This window comes from Paenibacillus sp. MDMC362, assembly GCF_003269305.1.
GTDB lineage: Bacteria > Bacillota > Bacilli > Paenibacillales > Paenibacillaceae > Paenibacillus_AQ.
The window spans coordinates 137,261-159,303 of the sequence record NZ_QLYT01000016.1; the positions used below are offsets into that span (position 1 = coordinate 137,261).

Sequence of the window (22,043 nt, forward strand, 5' to 3'; positions counted from 1 at the left end):
GGAGAAGGGGATATCATCAAATTATTGACGTTTGTTACGCAGACGGCGGCTTAAGAAGAAGCCTGCAAGCATGAGTGCCAGTCCTCCGAGTTGGAACGGTACTGGATTGCTCTCCCCTGTTTTGGGGAGCGTCGCAATTGGGCCGCTTTCCGGCTTAGTTTCATGAACCGGATTACGATTCGTATCATTCTCGGCGGATGGTGTAGAAGGATCTTCCGGCTTCGCCGTCTCGTTCCCAACCTGGGTGTCATCATCTTCCGGTACCTCTACAGGGATTGGTACTGGATCAACTTCGCCCGGTACGACGGGATCGGTTTCCCCAGGTTGTACAATTTCCCCGGGAACGGTTGGCGTTGCTTCATCGGTATTACCACCTGGTGTTTCGCCACCCGGTGATGTACCTGGGTTTGGATCCGGATTGCCCGGATTCGGATCGGGGTCCCCCGGATTTGGATCCGGATTACCTGGGTTTGGATCCGGGTTCCCTGGATTGGGATCCGGATTGCCCGGATTTGGATCCGGGTTCCCTGGGTTTGGATCCGGATTGCCCGGGTTTGGATCCGGGTTCCCCGGGTTTGGATCCGGATTGCCCGGATCCGGGCCCGGTCCTGGCGGAACGCTATCCTTGCTATTCGTTATGGTGATTCGCTTGATGTTGCCAGTCTGTTTAATGCTTGAATCGATCGTAATGGATGTAGTTGCTTGATCGATTACATATCCTTGAGGAGCCGAAGTCTCCTTGAGAATGTAATCGCCGTAGAGCAGCTTCGTAAACAAAGCCTTTCCAGCTGCATCGGTTGTAAGCGTCACTTCAGGACGCTTGCCTTGCGTGTCTTGAAGAACAAACGTTGCTCCTTCCAATGTAAGCGACGGATCAGCCTTGTCCACCTTCAAGACCTCCAGACTTCCTCGAACGCCCGAACCGCTGCCGGAGCCAGAAGACATGCGAACTTCGAATCTTTGTTTACTATCTGTAATTCCAGCCGTAATGCCTTTACCTTCAAAGCCAGCCGAATTGCTGACAACTTCCCGGTCGGCAGCATCAATCAGCGTCTCGTATTCCAAAATGTAAGGACGATCTATCGGGCTCAAGAATTCCAATACGAACTTCTCGGTATCGCCATAGATAAATTGCAGTTTATAATCCGAAGGATTAACGAGTGTGTCCGTCTTCGTGACCGTTCCGTCCATCGCAACCTTGGTCTCGTACAAGCGGAAGGAATCCTCGACCAAGATCAGGTTGCCTGACGGCTCGTCGCTGACTTTGGCTGCTTCCACGTAGGACTGACCCCGATTAATATGCAGCGTCCACTCGATCTTTTCGCCGTTTTGGACCCCGGTCTTCGCAACATACTCTCCGCCCCGCGGAACTCTAGCTGAACCATTCCAGCTGGAGACAGGCGTATTGTCGTCCATCAATATCGCTTCGTTGGCGATCGATTCCCGCTCTATGATTCGATCACCCAACGCGGTTTTGAACGTGATCAGGAACGGAGCGTCAATCTTATCCTTAAAGGCAATTTGCAGTTCATTTCCGTTCGTCTCCGACGGCACCGTTACCGAATACTGAGTGGATGGGATTACAACCCCTCTACTTGTATTCCCTGAAGCGTCTACATTCAGGTTATACACTTCTAATGACCCATCTACGTACTGCTGTGGAGAAACCAGCTTGTCCTTAACGACAGGTTTGTCCACACTATTGAAATTGTAATTCCCCTGGATGGTCCAGGTAATCTCCTTATAAACGGCATCATAGACTCCCGATTTATCCCCGTTTTCAACAGTCAATGGGTTGGGCTTCAGGCTCGCGTTTCTAGTCGCCGAGAACGGCTTGCCGCCTTCCTCCCAGGATAAATCGGCACGGTTCCAAAAGCTCTCGTTATCCTTATTTTGGCGGAGATCATAGTCAAACTTGGTTGTGTACGTGATAATGATTGCCTTGTCAATAGGCTTAAGGAATTCTACGGTAAAGCCCTGGTCAGGGGTGCTCGCATCCACCGTATAATCTGAACCCTCATCCCAAGGGGTACCGACAGCATCCTTTACAACGATGGGGCCAGTCAGCTCAAGCCCGCCATTCGTAAACAAGTCCTCCAGTATCACGTTGTCCATGCTGTAAGCGTCTTGGTTAAGCGTGATTTTCCATTTGATCGTTTTGTCCTTGTAGTCGATGCCATCGTTGCTTTTTATAAGCGCCTTGCTCTGCATCCATTGCTCGGCTCTTCTCGTCACACCGTTCGCATACACGCTGTTCGTTACAGTTTCGTCCTTAATGACACGCCCGCTTGCCTTGGTCTGATAAGTTATCTCGTGCTCAGTGGTAATGTCTTTTTCAAACTTTAGATCGAACCCGGTTTTCCCTCCGCTGCTAACCACCGGCGTAAGGACATAATCTGTTCCTTCCGTCAGAATCACACCTGTCTGTGTGTCCTTGACTTGAAGTGAACCGTTTACTAACTCTTGCGTTGAGTTAAAACGATCTTCAAGCCTAGCATCCGCTGCCAGAATGGTGGTTTCGCGGGAATTATACAGGATGGACCAATCGATCGTCCGGGTTTTCTCATCGTAATGCACCTTGCTTTTCGTTAAAATTTCCCCACGGTCAATTGTCTGTTTATTCTCGGCATAAGCCTTCTGCTGACCGTTATCCAACAACGTTGCCGTATTGAGGAATTCCGATGTATCCCCTGCGTCAATCGTCGTAGAGTACTCGATTTGATACGCCGAATTCATCGGCGAACTCTTGGTGACGACTAATTTAGAAGCATCGGAAGTGTCGATACTAAACTCTCCGATGGCCGCTTCGGCGCCAACCGCGGTGCTGCCATCCACATTAACGGTGAGATGGTTGATCTTCACGGAGCCTGTTTCCAGCGTAAGCCCGGAGGGAATCAGATCCACTATAACGGGCTTGTCTATCCGTTCCAAGACCGTATTGACTTGAAGCGTCCATACGATCGCGGACGGTTTGCCCCTGGCATCATTGACAACCTTGCCGCTCTTGTCCAGAAGATTGCCTTTTGCCGGCTTCACCGGGATAATGATTTGCTTCACGCCATCCCGAAGCTCAATCGGGATTTCAACATCCGGATTACCGCCGCTGATTCCCTCTTTGCTTAGCTCGGTCTGGAATCTCAGCGTTCCCCGGACTTCGGAGTTTTCCACTTCCGTGTTGAACGTCATCACAACATGACCGTCCACAGATACGGTGAAGGTCCCCACATCCCCGATGTCCGTCTCAAGAACCCCGTTGATGCTGTTGTACAGTTTGAATGCCTTGGGCAGATCGAACTCAAACGTTGAGCCATCCACATAGTTATGATTGTCCCCAAGCTCCCAATCGTAGAGCAGGATGACGTCGGAGCCTAGCTCTACCCGACCCGCATTCGGATTGTAGACCGAGTCGATGACGGTCCCCTTCGAATCCTGGACAGTGACATTCGTCAGAATGCTCTGCCCTGAGCCTGCCCCGTATACCGCGTTAGTAACGGATGTTCCGTTACCCGGACCTGATGCAGGATTAGCTGCCCCAGCCGCGCTGACCCTCTGCCCATTGAATGTGCCAAAGCCCGTACCAAATATACCCTGGACCATCAAGATGACAATGAGAGCCAGCATGCTTCCTTTCCTTTTCATAGTTTAACTCCACCTCTAAGTATGATTTCATCTGTTTTTAGTAGAATATTATGACAAGTGGCAGTGTTAACAGATGCTACAGCCTGTAATTATACAGGGTGGAACTCGACAATTTCTCTACATTAAACAGATTAAGCTGGTTTCGACTTGTTCCGCCCAAGTGCCTTACGACTAGCGCTCTTGGACCTCCCGGCAAGGCTGGTCCCGATCACCCCGATAATGACGAGTGCTGCGCCGATAACATGATAATAAGCCAGCTCTTCATTCAAAAAGGCGACACCTCCGAAAATCGTGACGACGGTAGCCAGATTGTTAAAGATGCCCATTCGGGATGCTTCCATCTTGGATAAGGAATAATTCGACAGTAGCGATGTTCCAAGGGAGGATAGAACGCCAAGATACAGAACGGCCCATACGAAGGACGGATGCATGAACGGGTCAAAATAATGGACAAGCGTCCCCTGCGCGGCATGTTGAGCGGCCGATATCAGGTTAAACAGCACGAATCCGATCATCGACATGATGAACGTTATATCCAGTACCGGCTGCTTCTGCGTTAGCTTGCGGGCCATCACGCTGTAAATAGCGTTGGAAAGCGCCGACAGCAGAATTAGCACAATCCCAAGTGTACTCGATGTCTCGAAGGAAACACCCTTCAGCACGAAGATAGAAATGATCCCTGTCACCGACAATACGGTAAACAGCTTCTGTGCCCAGCCGGAGCGTTCCTTCAATAGCAGCGATGCCAAGAGCATCGTAAAGATCGGTACCGTAGCGTGGATGATCCCGGCCTCGGCTGAAGAGGTGTAGACCAAACCGAAGGTTTGGAGCGTGAAGAACAGGAACGGATAAAAAATCGCCAGCGGCACGATGGTCAGCAGCCGTTTCAAATCCAGCGGGACCTTTCTACGGGCTATGAGAAGCGCGAGCGATGCGGCAATGAACGAAATGGTGAACCGGTGTGCCAGCGTATCCAACGGGTTAGCATGGATCAGCGCCAGCTTTACAAACATAAACGAAAAACCAATGATGGCCGTATATCCTAACGCGGCGGCATAGGCACGGCTTGTATGCGGTATATTCATACTATGTATTCTCCTTCATCTTCTTTTTTTGATGACAACCGGAAGGTTGATGCATTTGTTACTTATCTTACGGCAGGGAGAATCCTGTTACGATTTGAAATAGCTGAAACTGTACCGGTACAGTTCATGCGATGAAGGAAGTAATGACAAAAAGGGCTGTTTCCCACCATCCCAAGATGATAGGAAACAGCCCCGCAATACTTTACCTTGTATAGGTTTCATAACAGGCATACCCAGGCCAGCCCGTTATCAATAACAATTATCATTAATCACGCTTAATCGAAATCCAGCCATCGCCCTCCAGGTGAAGCGTCGCACCGAGCGCTTCTGCCATAAACCGGAGCGGAACGTAGGTAGATCCGTTGTTATGAACGAATGGAGCTGCCTGCAGCGTCACGTTTTTACCGCCGACGCTGGCTGTTTTGGAGCCTACGGTCAATACGATTTCTTCCCCTGTCAGATCATTGACGACTGTAATTTTCTTGGAACCTTTGGTCCACTTCACTTCGGCGTCCAATTGGTCTGTCAAGTAACGAAGCGGAACGAAGCTCTGATTGTTCTTCTTGATTACACCATATCCATAATCATCGCTTTCGGGACTAAGAAACATCGTTTTGTGCGTGATTTTCAGATCATCCTTCAACACGTTATAGATTTGGGAATCCTTCTCAAAGTTCCGCAGCACTTGACCCGGCGTCACCGATTCATTCAAGACGTCCAGCACGCCTTTGGACGTGTCCACCTGATTGGCCTTCACTGCGCCGCCGATATTCCACACTTCGCCTTCGGAATACACCTTGAATGCTTTCAATGGCAGGTCCTCGGAAGCCGGAAGCGCGACGGTCAGCTCCAGCGCATTCTTGCGCGTATTCAGCTGCTCATCGAAATAGTAGTCCAGCTTGAGGATCGTATCCTTGCCGAAGACGGTTTCGGATCCCGGAAGCTCCTCCAGTAACTGTTCCTTCTGTTCGTCATAGTTCTCCGTGAATTCGATCAGTGCGCCGTGCACGATCTCGTAGAGCGAAGCGACGACCTCCTCCTTGGATTCCTGTGGCAGGAGTTCTATATCTTCGCCGTAGGCCTCGCCGATGCTGGTTATCATCGGATAAATGGCATCATAAGCATCGCCGATCACTTGCTTCAAGCCCGCTTCATCTTTAAGCAGACTTTCGGCGAAAGGCTTAACCATGTTCAAGATCTCTTCGCCGGTGAGCTCCATGTGGAGATGCGTCAGGTTCAGGCTTTCTCCGTTCACCTTCTCCTGAGCGGACTTCACCGCAATTGTTGATGGATTTGGAAAATGCTTCAGCACGAGTCCGGCAGCCTTCTTCACGACATCTTGGATCGCCTGTTCGTATTGACTGGTATCAGGCAATCCGGGAACGGTCGTATCCATCGATAAATAGAACGGCTGCTTGGCGCCTTCCAATTGAATCGCCATTCCTTTGGAATCCATGGACACATGAAGCGGAATCTTCTTGTCCGAATATTGGATACTGCCTTGAATGGACACCGTTTTGCTATCCTGCACGATGGCATGGTCCATATTCAGAGATAACGAATTAATGAGATCAATTGCTTCTTTATCTTCAGTCGATAGGGCCTTGTCCGATGGCACCACCTCGAATCGAATACTTGCTTTGGATTCGCTGGATTTAACATCGAGACTGGTAAGCAACGCCTTGTTGATATCCAGTCCCCCGACGGCCTGACATCCTGTCATAACAACCAGCACAGCTGCAACGAGTACAGTCAACCATTTGAACTTCTTATACATAACGATATTTGTCCCCTCCCAGGTCATAGGCTCAATTCTATTATGGGAAGATAGGAAATGTTTGTAAATAGGTATTTAAGCCTCGTCATATACGCACACGCGGATGGGTCCCACAGATAGCACATATCGACATTTTGCTATACACTGGGAATGAAATGCTGCAGTAATTTGCTAGTTCACTAGTCAGCTTTTTTAGCACCGGGAAGGTTTGCTAAGGGGGCTTTGATCAACCTTATAAAGCGTGGTGAATCTCTTGTTTAAAATTATGTTAATCGAAGACGACGTAACCCTATTCCATGAAATGCAGGAGCGCTTGTCCAAATGGTCGTATAACGTTTATGGCGTACGGGATTTCAGTGCCGTACTTCAGGAATTTACAGCGGTTCAGCCCGATCTGGTCATTATCGACATCCAGCTGCCGAAGTTTGACGGGTTCCATTGGTGCCGAATGATTCGCTCCCACTCGAACGTGCCGATTATCTTCCTGTCTTCCCGCGATCATCCGACCGATATGGTGATGTCCATGCAGCTTGGAGCCGACGATTTCATTCAGAAGCCGTTCCACTTTGATGTCCTGGTTGCCAAAATCCAGGCCACTCTGCGCCGGGTATACAATTACAATACCGAACGGACCGAGCTGAGAACATGGCGGGGAGCCACCGTCGAATTCGGTAAGAATACCATTAGCAGCTCCCAGGGCACCGCTGAACTGACAAAGAATGAAATGTTCATTCTGAAAATCCTCATGGAGCGAAAGAATCAAATCGTCAGCCGTGAGGATCTGATCAAGAGTTTATGGGATAACGAGCATTTTGTCAGCGATAATACGTTAACGGTCAACGTCAATCGGCTGCGAAAGAAGCTGGAGCCCCTCGGGCTTGATCCCTACATCGAAACCAAGGTGGGACAAGGTTATATCGCCACGGAAGAGGCCCATGCATGATGATCGCCTACATCCGGGAACGACTAAGCTGGATTCTGTTCTTCGTGTTTCTGCAGCTGCTGTTTCTGTTCATAGCCGCCATGGACTCCCAGATCCCGTTCTTGCCCATTCTTTATATCGTTTTTCTGTCGATGCTGTTCTTCCTGGTGTTTCTGTTCGTGAGGTATAACCGGGAAACCAAGTTTTACAAAAGCCTCCAGTCGTGGGATGACACTTATGATTTAGCCGCCATCAGCGAGCCGGAGCACCCCTTTGAGGCGATTGCCATGGACATCCTCTCCCTTCAAACCGAGCGCTTCAAGAAGGAATCCTCCATGCGTCTAATGGAGATCCAAGGGGAGAAGGACGAGCTGTTATCCTGGATTCACGAAGTGAAAACCCCGCTCACCACGATGCAATTGATGATCGAGCGCATGGAGGATGAAACGTTAAAGGCTCAGCTTCAGTATGAGTGGCTCCGCATCCATCTGCTGCTTGACCAGCAGCTGCACCAGAAGCGCATCCCCTTTATCCGGAATGATCTGCTGATCGAGAAATTCGCGCTTGAGCCAATCATCTTCCAGGAAATACGTGCGCTCAAGTCTTGGTGCATGCAGAAAGGCATCGGATTTGACGTTTCCCTTGGGGTAACGGAAGTGCTCAGCGATGCCAAGTGGCTGGGCTTTATCATCCGTCAGCTGCTGACCAACGCGGTCAAATACAGCAGCGCTTCGGACATCAGCATCGAGAGTGATCTCACGGATGACCATGTCAGACTTGCCATTCAGGATGCCGGACGCGGTATTGATCCGAAGGACATGCCCCGTATTTTCGACAAAGGCTTCACCTCGACCACCTCGCATCAGGACAGTGCCGCGACCGGCATGGGGCTCTATTTGACGCAAAAAGTAACCGATGCCCTGTTGATTCGCATTCAGGTGGAATCAAGGCCCGGCATCGGCACAACCTTCACCTTGATCTTTCCGAAACGGAATGATTTTGTGAGCGTTACCGGCATGTGACAACAATGTCACATGCTTTTGCGCTTTGTTCGGCGAATCGAAGGAAAAGGCGCTGCGACTCCTTTATGATAAGGACAGATAACGAAGGAGTGAGTGAAATTGGCAATTCTTGAAGCAAACCAAATTCATAAAAGCTACGGCAACAAATTCAATAAACAGGAAGTGCTGAAGGGTATCGATATCCGCGTGGATAAAGGCGAGTTCGTCAGCATCATGGGCGCATCGGGCTCGGGGAAAACCACGCTGCTGAACGTGCTTTCCTCAATCGATAAAGTGAGCCTCGGCAGCATCAAGATCGAGGGTAAGGAGTTTACGGGCCTGAAGGAGAAGGAGCTGGCGGAGTTCCGGAAGCATCATCTGGGTTTTATTTTTCAGGAGTACAACCTGCTGGATACATTGACCGTCAAGGAAAACGTGCTGCTGCCGCTCTCCATTAAGAAAGTCTCGAAAAAAGAAGCGGATCAGAAATTCCAAAAAATCGCGACCGAGCTTGGCATCTACGAACTCAAGGATAAATATCCGAACCAAATTTCCGGGGGACAGAAGCAGCGAACCTCCGCGGCTCGCGCATTTATCCATGATCCCAGCATTATTTTTGCCGATGAGCCGACAGGCGCGCTGGACTCAAAGTCCGCTTCCGATCTGTTGAACAAGCTAAGCGAATTAAATCAGAAGATCGATTCCACGATCATCATGGTTACCCATGATCCCGTGGCCGCCAGCTATTGCACCCGGGTCGTCTTCATTAAGGATGGACAGATCTATACCCAGCTGAACAAGGGTGAGCAGTCCCGGCAGGCCTTCTTCAATGACATCATCAAAACTCAGGGCGTGCTAGGCGGTGTTCAGAATGAACATTAATTATCTGATCTACCGGAATTTGAAGAAGAATATCAAGAATTATTATCTGTACGTATTTGCGCTCATCTTCAGCGTGGGTCTGTACTTCGCATTTGTCACGCTGCAATATGATCCGGCGATGGATGAAGCGAAGGGCTCTGTGAAGGGAGCAGCAGCGCTTGGCGCTGCCTCCGTGCTGCTCGTGGCAATCGTAGCGATATTCCTGCTGTATGCCAATACGATTTTTATTAAACGGCGCAGCAAAGAGATCGGGCTGTTTCAGCTCATCGGACTGACCAAGGGCAAGATATTCCGGATCCTTAGCGCGGAGAATCTGATTCTGTATTTCGGTTCGATGGTCATCGGTATTTTTGCCGGCTTCGCGGCTTCGCGCTTAATCCTGATGATACTGTTCAAGGTGACCGGCGTAGATACCGAAGCGGCTTTATCCTTCTCCACCGAGGCGATGATCCAGACCGTGATTGTGTTTGCCGCCATCTACGTTCTGATTATGATCATGAATTATACATTCATCAAAAGACAGAGCATTCTGTCCCTCTTCCGCGCCGTATCCACAACCGAGAACCAAATCAAGAAAATGTCATTCGCCGAAATGTTATTCGGACTGCTCGGCATCGGACTCATCCTTCTCGGTTATTATGTATCGACCAAGCTGTTCAGCGGAGATTTCACCACCATGAACGAGCTGTTCATGGCCATGATCCTGATCTTGGGATCGGTTATCATCGGGACTTATCTGTTCTATAAGGGGTCGGTCAGCTTTCTATTCAACGCGATTCGGAAGAGCAAGGGCGGTTACTTGTCCCTGAACGATGTGCTGTCCCTCTCCTCCATCATGTTCCGCATGAAATCGAATGCGCTGCTGCTGACCATCATTACGACCGTATCCGCACTTGCGATCGGACTATTGTCACTCAGCTATATCTCATACTATTCTGCGGAGAAATCGGCCGAGCAGGGCGTGCCCAACCATTTTGCGGTAGCGGATCAGAAGGACTATGCCGCCTTCACCCAGTCACTTACGGATGAAGATATCGAATTTACGAAGACCGTACGGGACGTAATCCAGGTGAATGCGGACCTATCCGACATTATCGGGGCCAGCCTGGAAATCTCCGGGCAAGTGGATTCCAGTTCCATGATCATCCCGGTAATCAGTGATGCCAGCGTGAAGGGCAAGGATGTTTCCCCCGGGGAGACGCTGTTCACGGGATACAGTGACGCAATCCAGCAATTTATGGCGATTCAAACCACAGGGGAAATTGAACTCATAAGCCCTAAGCAAAGCTTTAAGCAGAAGCTGATCGGCTTGGACAAGGAAGCCTACGTATCCTATTATTATGCAAGCGGCGGGCTGCCAACGGCGATTGTGGACCAGACCGTATTTGATAAGCTGGTTCAAGACCTGGATCCGAAGATCCAGAAGAAGTCCAATGTCTATCACGGCATTGATATTGTGGATCCAAATGCTGTGGATCAGGCCAATCAAATCTTTAAGAGCCTCGACATTAGCGAGGGAACAGGGAACCTATCTCAGACGGAAATGGCCTTCAACCAGAAGAGCAATATGGGCTTGATGATGTTTATCGTAGGATTCCTGGGACTTACCTTCCTGATTACTTCAGGATGTATCCTGTACTTTAAGCAGATGGATGAAGGTGAAGAGGAGAAGCCGAACTATACCATTCTCCGGAAGCTGGGCTTCACGCAAGGAAACCTGCTGAAGGGGATTCAGATCAAGCAGCTGTTCAACTTCGGCATTCCGCTGGTCGTCGGGTTGTCCCACAGTTACTTTGCCGTTAAATCCGGCTGGTTCTTCTTCGGAACCGAGCTCTGGCTGCCCATGGTCATAGTTATGCTGTTGTATACGGCACTGTATTCCATATTCGGGTTGTTATCGGTCATGTTCTATAAACGGGTAATTAAAGAAGCGTTATAAACGAGGTGCATGGGTGGCCCAGGGAAGATTCGGGTACCATCCATGCATTTTTCGTGTGCAGGGAGATGTCATTAGCAATCTGGGAGCAACGAAGCTGTACGAGATTTCAACCGTGGAACACCTTCAGGGGTGATAAAAACCGCGGATTACCATTCTAAGGGGGTACAGCTCTTCTGAAGCTTGCGGATATACGCAATCTGACCGATATGATAGGCATTGTGCGTAGCAGCATTGCCCACTATTTCCCACCATTTGGCCGGTTCCGGGAATCCATTCACTTCCTGCTCTAGCTTGGCCGCTGACAGCAGGTCCTGCCATCGCAATAGGACCTTCAGCAATCGGTCTCTTAGCTCGGCGAAGGTTGCGTGATCCGGAATGATAAAGCTTTTATGGTTGTCTCCAATAGAAGGAACGGCATCGACCCGCGATTCGCGGTAGCGCGTCTGCCATGTCTCATTCCAATACAGCAGATGCTGTATGATCTCGACAATGCTGTGACTATCGTTGGCAGGTGTCCAGAACGCTTCATCCTCGGTCAGATGTTCCACGGATTGTTGGAACGGGATATGCCAGCTGGGATCATTTGCGTTCGCTAACAGCTGATTCATTAGAACATCATTTGCATGCGCCATGGGTCATTCACTCCTTCATGAGTCTTGTAATAAGCAGCATCACAAATCATGACTAATTTTACTATAGGATGAAGTCCTGTGATTCGCAGAAAATGATTAAAATCATTCTTTCTCGACCAGCCTGTCAGCAGAGGCGTCTACCTCACATGGAACAAGTCCAAATAATACTGCGCTGTTGGCGTATCATTCTTGAAACGCAGTTCGATCTTCTCCCCGCTTTCCTTGCACAGGCCCACCGTAATCTCAAAATAGCTTGCCCCATGCATCGCATCAACCGGACGGGCCTGTTGGTTATCCTCCGCCATCGTCGTCCGCTCATTGATTGATACAATTCGTTCGCAGCCAAAAGCAGGATACGTCTCCCTATATATGTCCTGAAGGGACGATCGGATAACCGGGTATAACTGCTGCAGCATGGCCTTCTCGAGCTGCTGCTCTCTAGGCTTTCCTTCCGGTCCTGCATAAGCTGAGCTTCCAGAGGCCGATAGAAGGAGCCCGCCTGCGAGCAGCAGGCAGAAGAAGAATCGCGACTTCATGCGAGTTCACCTTTTTCGTTTTCTTCTTAGGATTTCCTTTCTCATCTTATTTAGTCCGCCTTGTTATTGGGTTCATCACTATACAAAAGAAGACTGCCCCAAAGGCAGTCTTTCCTCCGTTTGTCTTTTGGGCGGGTTTCTTCTTTTCGGTCCCGTTCGACGGTACCCTTGTTTTCAACGGGCCTGGCTCCTAACGCAGCACTTTGACAAGCGCGCCAAGCTCCTCATTTCCGTAACCCGCATCCACTGCTTTCTGGAAAAGACCTAAAGCGAACGTTGGAAACTCAGCGTTGATTCCAGCTTCCCGCGCTTGCTCCACGAACATTTTTACCGTTACCAAACATGTATTGAGAGAGCTCTGCGGCTGATCGAACGTGTTGGCATGAATCATATCTCCCTCATATTTGATCATTTCTCCCATTGCTGGGGCTATTGCAGAGATCATCGATCCGAACTCATCTACGCGAAGACCATCGGATTCCAGGATGCGTGCAGCATGAAAGAATCCCATCATTGAACCGAACAGCGTCGAGAGAAATGCCAAATCCGTCGAGGACGCTGCGCTGACCTTTTCTCCCAGAAAGGGAACATTTCCAGCCAAGCTTTTGAGCAGCAGCTCGCTTTTCTGGTAGGCGGTTTGCGTGCCCGATGTGAAAATTGTAGTGTCGGGTCTTCCGATCTGCGGTGGCGTAGCGGGGATGGCACCATCCAGGTAGTCAGCTCCGCGCTCCAGTGCCCATGCTGCATTGTCCCTTGCCTCCTGCGGAGTTCCAGTGCTTAACTGCACGAGCACCCGTCCAGCGAGGGCGGCCGTAACATCAGGGGTATCCAAAATGCTGTAAGAGGTCTTATAATTGGCTACACAGACAATCGTAACCGGACTAGCGGCTATCGCAGAAGCTGCATTGGGTGCAAGAATCGCTCCGTTCTGGACTAACGGTTCTGCTCTCTCCACCGTTCGATTCCATACTGTAACTTGATGGCCGTTATGGAGTAGTGTCTGTGCAAGCGCGGCGCCCATTGGTCCTAAACCGATAACTGTTACTTCACTCATATTATTTCCTCCAGATATCATTTAATTTTTGAAACAAAACTGTTTCGTTTCGTTTCGTTTGGTAAAAAGATACAACGCGGTGTGACACTGTGTCAAGTTATTTTATTTCGTGCAACTTCATCAGATTAGCCCTCTCAAACCCTAGGAACCGAAACATTCTGCGTGCGTTTTTTGTGACATTACTAAATTTGTTCATTTCAAAAAACACAAAAAAACCTTAAGCCGGTTAAGTAGCTTAAGGTTCAGGGAGTCAAGCTCTATTGATTCCTTCGGTCGAGATATAACTCGATCAAATGTGTTGCTAATGTTTTAAGTTGGGCTGCCGGTCCAGAAAAACCGTACACGGAAACGGAGGACAACGCGCCGTTTATAACAAGCATCAACTGATCCGTCAATGTGTCATCATTCACGCCGGCTAACTGTGTCAGGCGGGATAAACGCTGACGGATGGCACGGTTGTACTCTACGGCTAGCAAATGAACAGGGTGATCCTCTTCGGAGAACTCAGCAAGAGCGTTTAAGAAATGACACCCTCGATGGTAGCCCGGCTCCAGCATCTCGATCGTTGCATCGATCAGAGCCAATAACTGCTCTTTGGGCTTCCCCTCTTTTTTAGCGATCACTTCGTCAAAATGCTCCCAATTAATATGATCCTGTTCTTGAAGATATGCCATTACTAAATCGTCCTTGGTTGGGAAATGACGATAAAGCGTGGCTTTGCTTACGCCGGCTCGTTCTACAATGGTATCGATTCCAACGGAACGAATGCCTTCGCGGTAGAAAGATTCTGAAGCGACGTCCAGAATATGTTGGCGTGCAGAAGCGCGTACCATTTCCTTCACCTAGCCTTCTTCGTGTTATGCTAAACGAAACAATTCTGTTTCGAATTGTAGCATGTTTTCTAGCATAACAGCAAGGCACCTGGGACAATGAGGCTCCCGAAAAATGTGGGCACATGCACACTAACTCTAGATAAATACTCCGGAATTGTATATGTGGTACCTCTCAAAATCCTTGAGCTGCCTCTGCAGCTTGCCGCAATCCCTGCTCAATGATCTCCTCACTCCGGTCGCGGAATTGATTATGCCCTTCAATCACAAGAGTTGTCACATTCGTAATGCCGAATACGTTCAAGTGATTCTTAACGAAGCTTACCGCCATCTCCGACGTGTCTCCTTCCGCATATACGCCGCCTCTGGCATTCAATAAGGCCGCCTTTTTGTCGGATAAGAGCCCGACCAATCCTTGCTCGGTGTACTGGAAGGTTTTGCGCGGATGGTGCATGTAGTCCAGGTACGAGTGCAAAACAGCCGGGACGGTCAGGTTCCATAGCGGGAACGCAAACACCACCTTGTCTGCGGCTATGAACTGCTCCAGATGTTTGGTGACTATATCACTCATAGCCTTTTCTTCCGGTGTGAGTTCCATGCCCATTGCAGACTTAAAATTCCCGTTAATCATCACTTCATCCAGATAAGGAATATGCTCCTTATACAGATCCACTTCAATTACGGTGTCCTTCGGATGGGCCACCCGATAGCTCTCCAGAAAGGCGTCATACAGTCTTCCCGTTACGGACCCTTGGCGGTTATTGGCTTTGATAAATAAGGTTGTTGTCATGTAAATCTCCTCCATAATGTATGATGATGTTGCATGAGGTGCTTAATTTGGGTTTTCCAACACAATCCCCTTGGACTCTCTTTGACCGAACTGAACATAATAGAACAGCATAATGGCTAACAGCAGCACAACCAAAGCTAGGTAGATATTGCTATAGAGGTTCCCCTCCGTGTAGAAGTGGACCGGATTCCAGTGGATGCCGGACTGGATATCCAGCATTTTGCCGTACACGCCCGAGGCCATGCCTGCCGATATAAAATTCAGCATCTGCATCAGTCCCATCCCGACTCCCGCTTGTTCCTTGTGCAGGCTGAGCGAAACCGAATTGGACAACGCAATCATGACAAACGTCTGCCCCACATGTCCGAGAATCAAGAAGACCGCGATCAGAACAGGCGATATGCCAATGAAAGTAGACAACAGCGCAAAGCATGCCAGCAATAATCCGACAGCCACAAGGAAGAGATACGTATTCCCCCTCCCATCCGCAAGCCTTCCGCCTGCTTTACCCAGCAAGGCCGACGCGACTGCGGCCGGTACCATGACAAAACCAACCCACCCCGGCGAGAGTCCCTGTACCTCAGACAACAACAACGGGCTTAGAAAATGCAGAGAGAACCCGATGCCGCTAACGATGAACATCACGATTAGTCGGAGGGTATAGCCTTTGTTCCGGAATAACTCCGGATCTACAAACGGTACGGCTGCCGTACGAATGCGTATGATAAGCAGCCCCATAGCCAGCAGCCCAAGTAGAGGCTGCAACCAGGATCCGTTCGTGACGCCAAGCAGGAGAAAGGTGACCGCAGCCGCTAACAGTCCGCCTCCCAACCAATCGAATTGGCCGGAGGACTGGAGTTCTTCTTCCTTCAGATATTTCCGATATAAAGGAATCGTGATTACGATCAGCAGCGGAATACAGAATAACCAGCGCCAATCCGCAATACTGGCTACAAGTGAAGAAACGATGGGACCCAGCGCACTGCCGATGGACAATCCTACGAATGCCGTGGCCATAGCCGATCCCCTTCGCTCGGGTGCAATGTAGCGTATCGGAATTAACATCGCCGTTGCCGGAATCGCCGCGGCTCCGACGGCCTGCAGACATCTGCTGACCAGCACCATCCAGAACACTTGCGAGAACAGGCCGACCAGCGATCCGACCGCGAACAGGAGCAGTCCGAACGTAATCAGATTTCGAAGTTGAATTCTTTCCGTGAGCTTCCCATATAGGACCGTTCCGACACCATAGATCAAGGAATATGAAGAACTGACCCAGCTGACTTGGGCCGTTGTGAGGCCGAATTCCTCCCGCATGTCCGGCAGCACGAAGTTAAACATCAAACCGCTCATCGCGGACAGACATAATGTGAACATCACAACGCGCATTAATCTCTGTGTTTCCATCTTCTGAACCACCTCTCATTGGCTTCTTTCATGAGTTCGGTATACTATCAAAATGACCGTCAGTACTTACTGACATACTTTAGGAAAAAAATACTAGGGGGTTAATGCCCTAGCAAAAATCCGCACGCTTTCCTCGATAAAGGCATCAAGCGTCACGGAAGAGAAGAGTTCTTCCGAGTCCAACTCATTCATAAACGCCCCGAAGTTCATCATCATGAACGAAATGGCCCGCAGCTCCGGATCGCCTGCGATCATTTTGCCCTTCTCGGTCATCACGGTAAAATACTTCGTCAATACATCCATGTATTGCTTGGGATGTTTGCTGGTAATCTCCCGCAGGCCCGGTAAGTTATCGTTCTCCTTCACGCTGATCGTGATCAGCTTCCGATTCCGAATCATCAGCTCATGGTACGTCCGGCTGATAAGAAGCAAGTCTTCGCTTAAATCTCCTACCAGCCTCTCTTCAAACAGCTTTGTCATTTCTTGACCATAATGATAGCGCTCAAAGGCTGTTTCCAAGAGGTTCTGCTTGCTCCCGAATTTACGAAACAAGGTTTTCTCGCTTAAGCCGGCAGCCGTAGCGATTTCCAGCGTGGTTACTCCGTTGTAGCCCTTCCGAGAGATGAGATCGATCGCGGCCAGCAGCAGCTTATCATCCGTGCTCAGGTTGTCACTATGCTTCATGAAGGCCCTCCCTCTCCCCTTAGGGATGTCAGTACTTACTGTCATTTGTTGAACCCATCATATTCCACTCGGGTATGCTCTGTCAAGCATTTAACAAAAAATAGGCCAATCCTATTTCCCGAAGGAGCTTACAGGACCTACACACTTTGTTGCAGCATATTGACGCCCGAGCGCCTGCAGCCGTTCCGCAATCGCATGCTCGATATCCTGATCCAGCTGAAGGTGTTCCGAGGAATACGGTGCCAGCAGCGGATGATCACCGATCATTACCGCGTGCAGCGCATGCTGGAACATCGTAATATCGTTGGCATCGTTGCCGAAGGCAACATACTCGCCCTCCTTCACACTCAGCTGCTGAAGCCCGGTCCATTTATGTATCCCCTTAGGGCTGATATCCAGCACATTTTCCCCTCCATGCACGTGAACAACGACATCCAGTTGTCTCAGTCTCTCCTCGACTTCCGCCATATGGTCCGAGGTCAGCATCAATATTTTCACAACCGAATTCAGTTCCTGGAGCGCCACGTTCTTGGCCAGCTTGTGCGGGTCAGGCCTGTCCCTTTTACATTGCAGCAATACGAGCCTGGCGAAATCATCCTGCATGAAGGCTTCGCCATGAATTCCCTTTTGTTCCTTGTGCAAGGGAAGATTAAGGTGACTTCATGCATTGAAACCGGCAAATCGCTTCTTCTGCGCTTTGGCCATCCTTTTTCCATCATCGGGGATATTGAATTGATTCGAAGCGTTCCGGTCCAGTCGCAGATTGAGGCCGTTAACGAATGCCTCTTTATCGGGCTGTCCTTTGACTATATTAAGCAACATGAAATGACAAACGCCCGCTTTACATCCACCTTGCTGGATCACCTAAGCTACAAACTCCAGACGTGCACGACCGCTTCCCGCGTCAATCTGTTGGCATCCGTCGAGAACCGGTTTGCCAGCTATCTCATGTCCACCATGTCGCCGGGATCCAGCCCTTCCTTCGGAATGGAGCTGAAGACCGACCATATCGGAGAGATCGCCAGCTTGCTTGGCACCACGCATCGACATTTGAACCGGGTCATGCATGCTTTTGCACAACAGGGGATCCTGGGGCGAGACGGAAAGACCATCCGCATTCTGGACTGGAACGCGATGGAGACGGCATCGAATGGGATCCGCTATGAGTAGATCGCCCGGCCGAAATTTATTTTTCTAAATCTTGTAACGAATCGGCCATGGCCCGGTCCTATAGGCAAGGAGGTGAACAGGTGACGGATTTGCACCAGATCTATCATCAACACTTTCAAGACGTGTATCGGTTCCTGCTGTCGCTTAGCAGAGATGAACATGTTGCGGAAGAACTCACACAGGAGACGTTTTTCAAAGCGCTGAAGCATATCGATTCGTTTCAAGGTACGTGCAAACTAAGCGTTTGGCTCTGCCAAATCGCTAAACATACATACTTCTCCTATCTTGAAAAACAAAAGCGGTATGAGCCGGCCTCGCATGTCGATCACAGCAGCGGTCTGGATATCGAATGGCAAACCGTCGATAAAGCAGAGGCTTTCCGAATCCACCAGATTCTGCACTTGATGGACGAGCCGTATAAAGAGGTGTTCACGCTCCGGGTGTTCGGAGAGTTGTCTTTTGGCGAAATCAGCCAGCTGTTCGAGAAAACCGAGAGCTGGGCAAGAGTCACCTTCTTTCGAGCCAAGCAAAAAATTCAAAGCCTGTACAAGGAGGAGAATCGTTCGTGAGCCGAGTTTCGTGTGATATTATTCAGGACTTGCTGCCCCTGTACCATGATCGTGTGTGCAGCGCAGACACCAAGGCCCTGGTAGAAGATCATCTAGTCGATTGCCCGGATTGCCGGGAGGTGCTAAGCCATATGAGCTCCCCTATGCCGCTGCCAGCCCAAACGGTTGATCAAAACCATGATGAGGGAGCCGGATTGCGGCAAGTTGCCGCCCAATGGTCGCGCACCAAGTGGATCGCGTTTACCAAAGGTTTGTTGCTCACTTGTCTAGCCGTTGGACTCCTGTTCCTGGTGTATGTGGGCCTGTTCAAATGGAACATTACCAACGTGCCTACCCGCGTTATGCAAGTATCCGATATCAGCCAGCTGAAGAATGGACGCATTGTCTATCATGTGAAGATGAGCGACGGTTTCAACGTCAATCAGGCCAGCTACGACACGGATACGGAAGGAAAATTCTATGTAACACCCAAGCGCCCCATCATCAAGTCGAAAAGGTTCGCGGATATGGGATTATCCAACATGTACTATTCCATTGATATTAAAGAGCGTGAGAAGAGCTTGGGGGAAGACGTTCAAATTAAGGCCCTCTACCTGGGAACGGCCGATGACCGGATTCTGATCTGGGAACAAGGCATGGAGCTGCCTCCGGCAAGCGAGTCCGTCGAGTTACAGTTTAAAAGTGATGAGAATGAAAACAAGAGACCGCCAGGGCAGCCATCTGGGCCCTGAAGCGGTCTCTTGACCTTTAAACCGTCGCAACGGAGCTACGCAATAATCTCCACTCGATCCATGCGTAGACCAAGCCGACCGTACCGAACAGAATAACGGCGGTACTGACATGGAGTTCATATTCCTGTATGAATCGAGCATCATAGCATTCGTAGAACAGGAAACCCCCCACCCCGGCCCACATCACAGCATACAGCAGAGCATACAGGAGAAGTGAAGCTCCAACCCATCGCATGCTGCCGATTAGCCACGATAACGGAAGCACGATCACCGGATATACGAGCGATGACAGTAAGATCGGGATGATCACCAACACGAAACCCAAATTACGAAGGCCGTAATATTCCGTCGTTGCAATCTTATATCCTTCGATATACTCCAAGCCTACGATCGCACCGGTAAAGAGAAATATAAATACGAACCACAGCACAAAATATCTGGCAACCCGCAAGGTGTACACCGCCTTGTCCGTTTATGTCATAAACGATGCGGGCCGAAAAAAGTTCCGTGTAATTCCATTCCATATGAATTAAAGTGCTCCAGCTTATTCCACAGGTTCACCAGCGGCTTCCCAGCGGTCGATTTCCTTGCGCACCCGAGGGGCGACTTCGGTTCCCAGCAGTTCAATGGCTCTCATGACTTCGTCGTGAGGCATCGTTCCCACGGGCACGTGCAGCATGAAGCGGGTAATGCCCACATGCTTGCGCAGATGAATGATTTTTTGGGCGACCGTCTCCGGGTCGCCGACATAGAGCGCACCTTCGAAGCTTCGAGCCGCATCGAATCTTGCGCGGTCATAGAATCCCCACCCCCGCTCCCGTCCCAATACATTCATGCTGGCTTGGGTGGATGGGAAGAACTTGTCCGCTGCCATCTCCGTATCTTCCGCAATAAATCCATGGGAATGCGAGCCGATCGGCAGCTTTGATACATCATGTCCCGCGTGCGCGGCCGCTTCTTTATACAGCTTAACCAGCGGCGCGAACTGCAGGGGACTTCCGCCGATAATCGCCAGTACCAGCGGCAGACCGAGCAGTCCTGCCCGCACGACCGATTCCGAATTGCCTCCGCTTCCAATCCATACCGGCAGCGGATTCTGAACCGGGCGCGGATAGACGCCTAAATTATGAATCGCAGGGCGATGCCCGCCCTGCCAGGTTACTTTTTCAGACTCGCGGATTTTGAGCAGCAGCTCCAGCTTCTCCTCGAACAGCTCATCATAATGGCTCAGATCGTAGCCGAATAACGGGAATGATTCGATGAATGATCCTCTGCCCGCCATAATCTCGGCACGCCCGTTCGAGATGGCATCCAAGGTGGCAAAATCCTGAAACACCCGCACCGGATCAGCGGAGGACAGCACCGTAACCGCACTCGTCAGCCGAATCCACTTCGTCTGGGACGCAGCCGCGGCGAGCACAACCGCAGGCGATGATGCCGCATAATCCTTACGATGATGCTCACCTACCCCATACACATCCAATCCCACCTGATCAGCAAGGACGATTTCCTCAACAACCTCGCGCAGCCGCTGCGCGTGGCTTATCACTTCGCCTGTCTTCACATCCGGCCAAGTCTCTACGAACGAGCTAACCCCAATCTCCATCATGATTTCCTCCTATTATGCTTTGCCGCGAGGCAGAACCGTGGCAAAAAAGGGTATCGTTGTTTCATGCCATCGGGCAGTCAACATCGTTATCTATTATCCAATTATCTTTATATTGAACTTTTAGCTCGGATTTTTCAAGTTACAAGTTAACTGATAACTCGAATTCAACCGATTCCATTCATAAATAATACAAAAATGGCCGGGATCCACGCGGATTCCGGCCATTCATTCTACCTTGTAACATTGTAAGTGAGACTAACTTATTGTTTGGCTGCCAAGTATTCCTCTAGACGATCCCAGGTTTGCGTTACGCCCTCTTCCATCCCCATATCCAGCACGGTTTTAAGAGCCTCCGGAGAATCGTACACTGCCCGGTTGATCAGCTTGGTCTTCCCATCCTGCTCCACAAAGGTCATCGTAGAAATAGGAGCAGGCATTCCCTCTGCAATGGTACCTTCCGCATCGGAGAAATAATCGATAAGGACAATTTTCTCCGGCTCTTCGATCTCCTGGTACACCGATTTGCCCCAGGATTCCATTCCGTAGAAATCCCCTTGATTCTGATCCAAACACTTCATGCAGTAATGCCACGAGCCGCCTGGACGGAAATCCATGTTGGATACGGTAACCTCCCATCCGCGAGGCCCCCACCATTGCTTCAGATGCTCTCCATCCGTAAATACCTTGTATACCAGTTCTCTTGGTGCATTAAATACACGTTCCAATACAAGTACTTGCCCTTCAACCCGCGTAATCATTTGGTTTGTCATTATAAATTCCTCCTCA

At 50.0% G+C, this 22,043-nt stretch carries 21 protein-coding genes; 7 read left to right on the plus strand and 14 right to left on the minus strand.

The features are described 5' to 3' along the window. Window positions 1-21: 21 nt before the first annotated feature. From DP091_RS08335 to DP091_RS08345, 3 genes are all read right to left on the minus strand, one after another. Window positions 22-3,639 (minus strand): collagen binding domain-containing protein, encoded by a 3,618-nt coding sequence (locus DP091_RS08335; RefSeq protein ID WP_113057889.1) that lies wholly within the window; start codon window positions 3,637-3,639, stop codon window positions 22-24. Window positions 3,640-3,770: 131 nt separating this feature from the next. After that, entirely contained in the window at window positions 3,771-4,724 is a 954-nt protein-coding gene (locus DP091_RS08340; RefSeq protein WP_113057890.1) for a DMT family transporter, read from the minus strand. Window positions 4,725-4,989: 265 nt separating this feature from the next. Beyond that, window positions 4,990-6,501, minus strand: a complete 1,512-nt coding sequence (locus tag DP091_RS08345; RefSeq protein WP_258394438.1) for a copper amine oxidase N-terminal domain-containing protein — start codon at window positions 6,499-6,501, stop codon at window positions 4,990-4,992. 253 nt (window positions 6,502-6,754) lie between these two features. Here DP091_RS08345 and DP091_RS08350 point away from each other — a divergent pair, with 253 nt between their 5' ends. The 4 genes from DP091_RS08350 to DP091_RS08365 all read left to right on the plus strand — a co-directional run bounded on the left by DP091_RS08350 (window position 6,755) and on the right by DP091_RS08365 (window position 11,245). Continuing rightward, window positions 6,755-7,444, plus strand: coding sequence for a response regulator transcription factor (locus tag DP091_RS08350; RefSeq protein ID WP_113057892.1), 690 nt, complete (start codon window positions 6,755-6,757; stop codon window positions 7,442-7,444). Further along, the gene (locus tag DP091_RS08355; RefSeq protein ID WP_113057893.1) at window positions 7,441-8,445 is read left to right on the plus strand and encodes a sensor histidine kinase; all 1,005 of its coding nucleotides are present in this window, start codon (window positions 7,441-7,443) and stop codon (window positions 8,443-8,445) included. The genes DP091_RS08350 and DP091_RS08355 overlap by 4 nt, the downstream gene beginning before the upstream one ends. Before the next feature lie 99 nt (window positions 8,446-8,544). Continuing rightward, window positions 8,545-9,306, plus strand: a complete 762-nt coding sequence (locus DP091_RS08360) for an ABC transporter ATP-binding protein (protein ID WP_113057894.1) — start codon at window positions 8,545-8,547, stop codon at window positions 9,304-9,306. Further along, window positions 9,296-11,245 carry an FtsX-like permease family protein gene (locus DP091_RS08365; protein WP_113057895.1) on the plus strand — a complete coding sequence of 650 codons (1,950 nt, stop codon included), beginning with the start codon at window positions 9,296-9,298 and terminating at the stop codon, window positions 11,243-11,245. Before DP091_RS08360 ends, DP091_RS08365 begins: the two co-directional genes overlap by 11 nt. 146 nt (window positions 11,246-11,391) lie before the next feature. On the opposite strand, the gene DP091_RS08370 is transcribed toward DP091_RS08365, so the two are convergent. The 8 genes from DP091_RS08370 to DP091_RS08405 all read right to left on the minus strand — a co-directional run bounded on the left by DP091_RS08370 (window position 11,392) and on the right by DP091_RS08405 (window position 17,781). Further along, window positions 11,392-11,877, minus strand: a complete 486-nt coding sequence (locus tag DP091_RS08370; RefSeq protein WP_113057896.1) for a DinB family protein — start codon at window positions 11,875-11,877, stop codon at window positions 11,392-11,394. Window positions 11,878-12,014: 137 nt separating this feature from the next. Further along, a complete protein-coding gene (locus DP091_RS08375) occupies window positions 12,015-12,413 on the minus strand; it encodes a hypothetical protein (protein WP_113057897.1) in 399 nt (132 codons plus the stop codon). A gap of 190 nt (window positions 12,414-12,603) precedes the next feature. Further along, window positions 12,604-13,467 (minus strand): NAD(P)-dependent oxidoreductase, encoded by an 864-nt coding sequence (locus tag DP091_RS08380; RefSeq protein ID WP_113057898.1) that lies wholly within the window; start codon window positions 13,465-13,467, stop codon window positions 12,604-12,606. A gap of 257 nt (window positions 13,468-13,724) precedes the next feature. Then, a complete protein-coding gene (locus DP091_RS08385; protein ID WP_113057899.1) occupies window positions 13,725-14,300 on the minus strand; it encodes a TetR/AcrR family transcriptional regulator in 576 nt (191 codons plus the stop codon). Window positions 14,301-14,472: 172 nt separating this feature from the next. Further along, a complete protein-coding gene (locus DP091_RS08390; RefSeq protein WP_113057900.1) occupies window positions 14,473-15,087 on the minus strand; it encodes an FMN-dependent NADH-azoreductase in 615 nt (204 codons plus the stop codon). Between the two features lie 42 nt (window positions 15,088-15,129). After that, window positions 15,130-16,494: an MFS transporter gene (locus DP091_RS08395; RefSeq protein ID WP_113057901.1), complete on the minus strand. Its 1,365-nt coding sequence runs from the start codon at window positions 16,492-16,494 to the stop codon at window positions 15,130-15,132. Between the two features lie 93 nt (window positions 16,495-16,587). After that, window positions 16,588-17,178 (minus strand): TetR/AcrR family transcriptional regulator, encoded by a 591-nt coding sequence (locus tag DP091_RS08400; protein WP_113057902.1) that lies wholly within the window; start codon window positions 17,176-17,178, stop codon window positions 16,588-16,590. A 111-nt stretch (window positions 17,179-17,289) separates the two neighbouring features. Further along, complete coding sequence (locus DP091_RS08405; RefSeq protein WP_373456903.1) at window positions 17,290-17,781, minus strand: HAD family hydrolase; 492 nt, start codon at window positions 17,779-17,781, stop codon at window positions 17,290-17,292. 12 nt (window positions 17,782-17,793) lie between these two features. Here DP091_RS08405 and DP091_RS08410 point away from each other — a divergent pair, with 12 nt between their 5' ends. The 3 genes from DP091_RS08410 (at window position 17,794) to DP091_RS08420 (ending at window position 19,648) form a co-directional block, all read left to right on the plus strand. After that, window positions 17,794-18,348: a Crp/Fnr family transcriptional regulator gene (locus DP091_RS08410; protein ID WP_258394439.1), complete on the plus strand. Its 555-nt coding sequence runs from the start codon at window positions 17,794-17,796 to the stop codon at window positions 18,346-18,348. Window positions 18,349-18,428: 80 nt separating this feature from the next. Then, window positions 18,429-18,917, plus strand: coding sequence for an RNA polymerase sigma factor (locus DP091_RS08415; protein ID WP_113057903.1), 489 nt, complete (start codon window positions 18,429-18,431; stop codon window positions 18,915-18,917). After that, a complete protein-coding gene (locus tag DP091_RS08420) occupies window positions 18,914-19,648 on the plus strand; it encodes a zf-HC2 domain-containing protein (protein WP_113057904.1) in 735 nt (244 codons plus the stop codon). Before DP091_RS08415 ends, DP091_RS08420 begins: the two co-directional genes overlap by 4 nt. 16 nt (window positions 19,649-19,664) lie before the next feature. Here the strand turns inward: DP091_RS08420 and DP091_RS08425 are convergent, their stop codons facing one another. The 3 genes from DP091_RS08425 to DP091_RS08435 form a co-directional block, all read right to left on the minus strand. Further along, entirely contained in the window at window positions 19,665-20,099 is a 435-nt protein-coding gene (locus DP091_RS08425) for a hypothetical protein (RefSeq protein WP_113057905.1), read from the minus strand. Window positions 20,100-20,192: 93 nt separating this feature from the next. Continuing rightward, window positions 20,193-21,254, minus strand: a complete 1,062-nt coding sequence (locus DP091_RS08430) for an LLM class flavin-dependent oxidoreductase (protein WP_113057906.1) — start codon at window positions 21,252-21,254, stop codon at window positions 20,193-20,195. Between the two features lie 263 nt (window positions 21,255-21,517). Beyond that, window positions 21,518-22,027 (minus strand): SRPBCC domain-containing protein, encoded by a 510-nt coding sequence (locus DP091_RS08435; protein WP_113057907.1) that lies wholly within the window; start codon window positions 22,025-22,027, stop codon window positions 21,518-21,520. Between the last annotated feature and the right edge of the window lie 16 nt (window positions 22,028-22,043).

Excerpts from the sequence above, each read along its gene's own strand:
- DP091_RS08430 (WP_113057906.1), bottom strand. The coding sequence starts at position 21,254 with ATGGAGATTGGGGTTAGCTCGTTCGTAGAGACTTGGCCGGATGTGAAG.
- DP091_RS08435 (WP_113057907.1), bottom strand. The coding sequence starts at position 22,027 with ATGACAAACCAAATGATTACGCGGGTTGAAGGGCAAGTACTTGTATTG.
- DP091_RS08370 (WP_113057896.1), bottom strand. The coding sequence starts at position 11,877 with ATGGCGCATGCAAATGATGTTCTAATGAATCAGCTGTTAGCGAACGCA.
- DP091_RS08380 (WP_113057898.1), bottom strand. The coding sequence starts at position 13,467 with ATGAGTGAAGTAACAGTTATCGGTTTAGGACCAATGGGCGCCGCGCTT.
- DP091_RS08345 (WP_258394438.1), bottom strand. The coding sequence starts at position 6,501 with ATGTATAAGAAGTTCAAATGGTTGACTGTACTCGTTGCAGCTGTGCTG.
- DP091_RS08410 (WP_258394439.1), top strand. The coding sequence starts at position 17,794 with ATGAATTCCCTTTTGTTCCTTGTGCAAGGGAAGATTAAGGTGACTTCA.
- DP091_RS08375 (WP_113057897.1), bottom strand. The coding sequence starts at position 12,413 with ATGAAGTCGCGATTCTTCTTCTGCCTGCTGCTCGCAGGCGGGCTCCTT.
- DP091_RS08385 (WP_113057899.1), bottom strand. The coding sequence starts at position 14,300 with ATGGTACGCGCTTCTGCACGCCAACATATTCTGGACGTCGCTTCAGAA.
- DP091_RS08395 (WP_113057901.1), bottom strand. The coding sequence starts at position 16,494 with ATGGAAACACAGAGATTAATGCGCGTTGTGATGTTCACATTATGTCTG.
- DP091_RS08335 (WP_113057889.1), bottom strand. The coding sequence starts at position 3,639 with ATGAAAAGGAAAGGAAGCATGCTGGCTCTCATTGTCATCTTGATGGTC.
- DP091_RS08355 (WP_113057893.1), top strand. The coding sequence starts at position 7,441 with ATGATGATCGCCTACATCCGGGAACGACTAAGCTGGATTCTGTTCTTC.
- DP091_RS08405 (WP_373456903.1), bottom strand. The coding sequence starts at position 17,781 with ATGCAGGATGATTTCGCCAGGCTCGTATTGCTGCAATGTAAAAGGGAC.
- DP091_RS08400 (WP_113057902.1), bottom strand. The coding sequence starts at position 17,178 with ATGAAGCATAGTGACAACCTGAGCACGGATGATAAGCTGCTGCTGGCC.
- DP091_RS08390 (WP_113057900.1), bottom strand. The coding sequence starts at position 15,087 with ATGACAACAACCTTATTTATCAAAGCCAATAACCGCCAAGGGTCCGTA.
- DP091_RS08340 (WP_113057890.1), bottom strand. The coding sequence starts at position 4,724 with ATGAATATACCGCATACAAGCCGTGCCTATGCCGCCGCGTTAGGATAT.
- DP091_RS08365 (WP_113057895.1), top strand. The coding sequence starts at position 9,296 with ATGAACATTAATTATCTGATCTACCGGAATTTGAAGAAGAATATCAAG.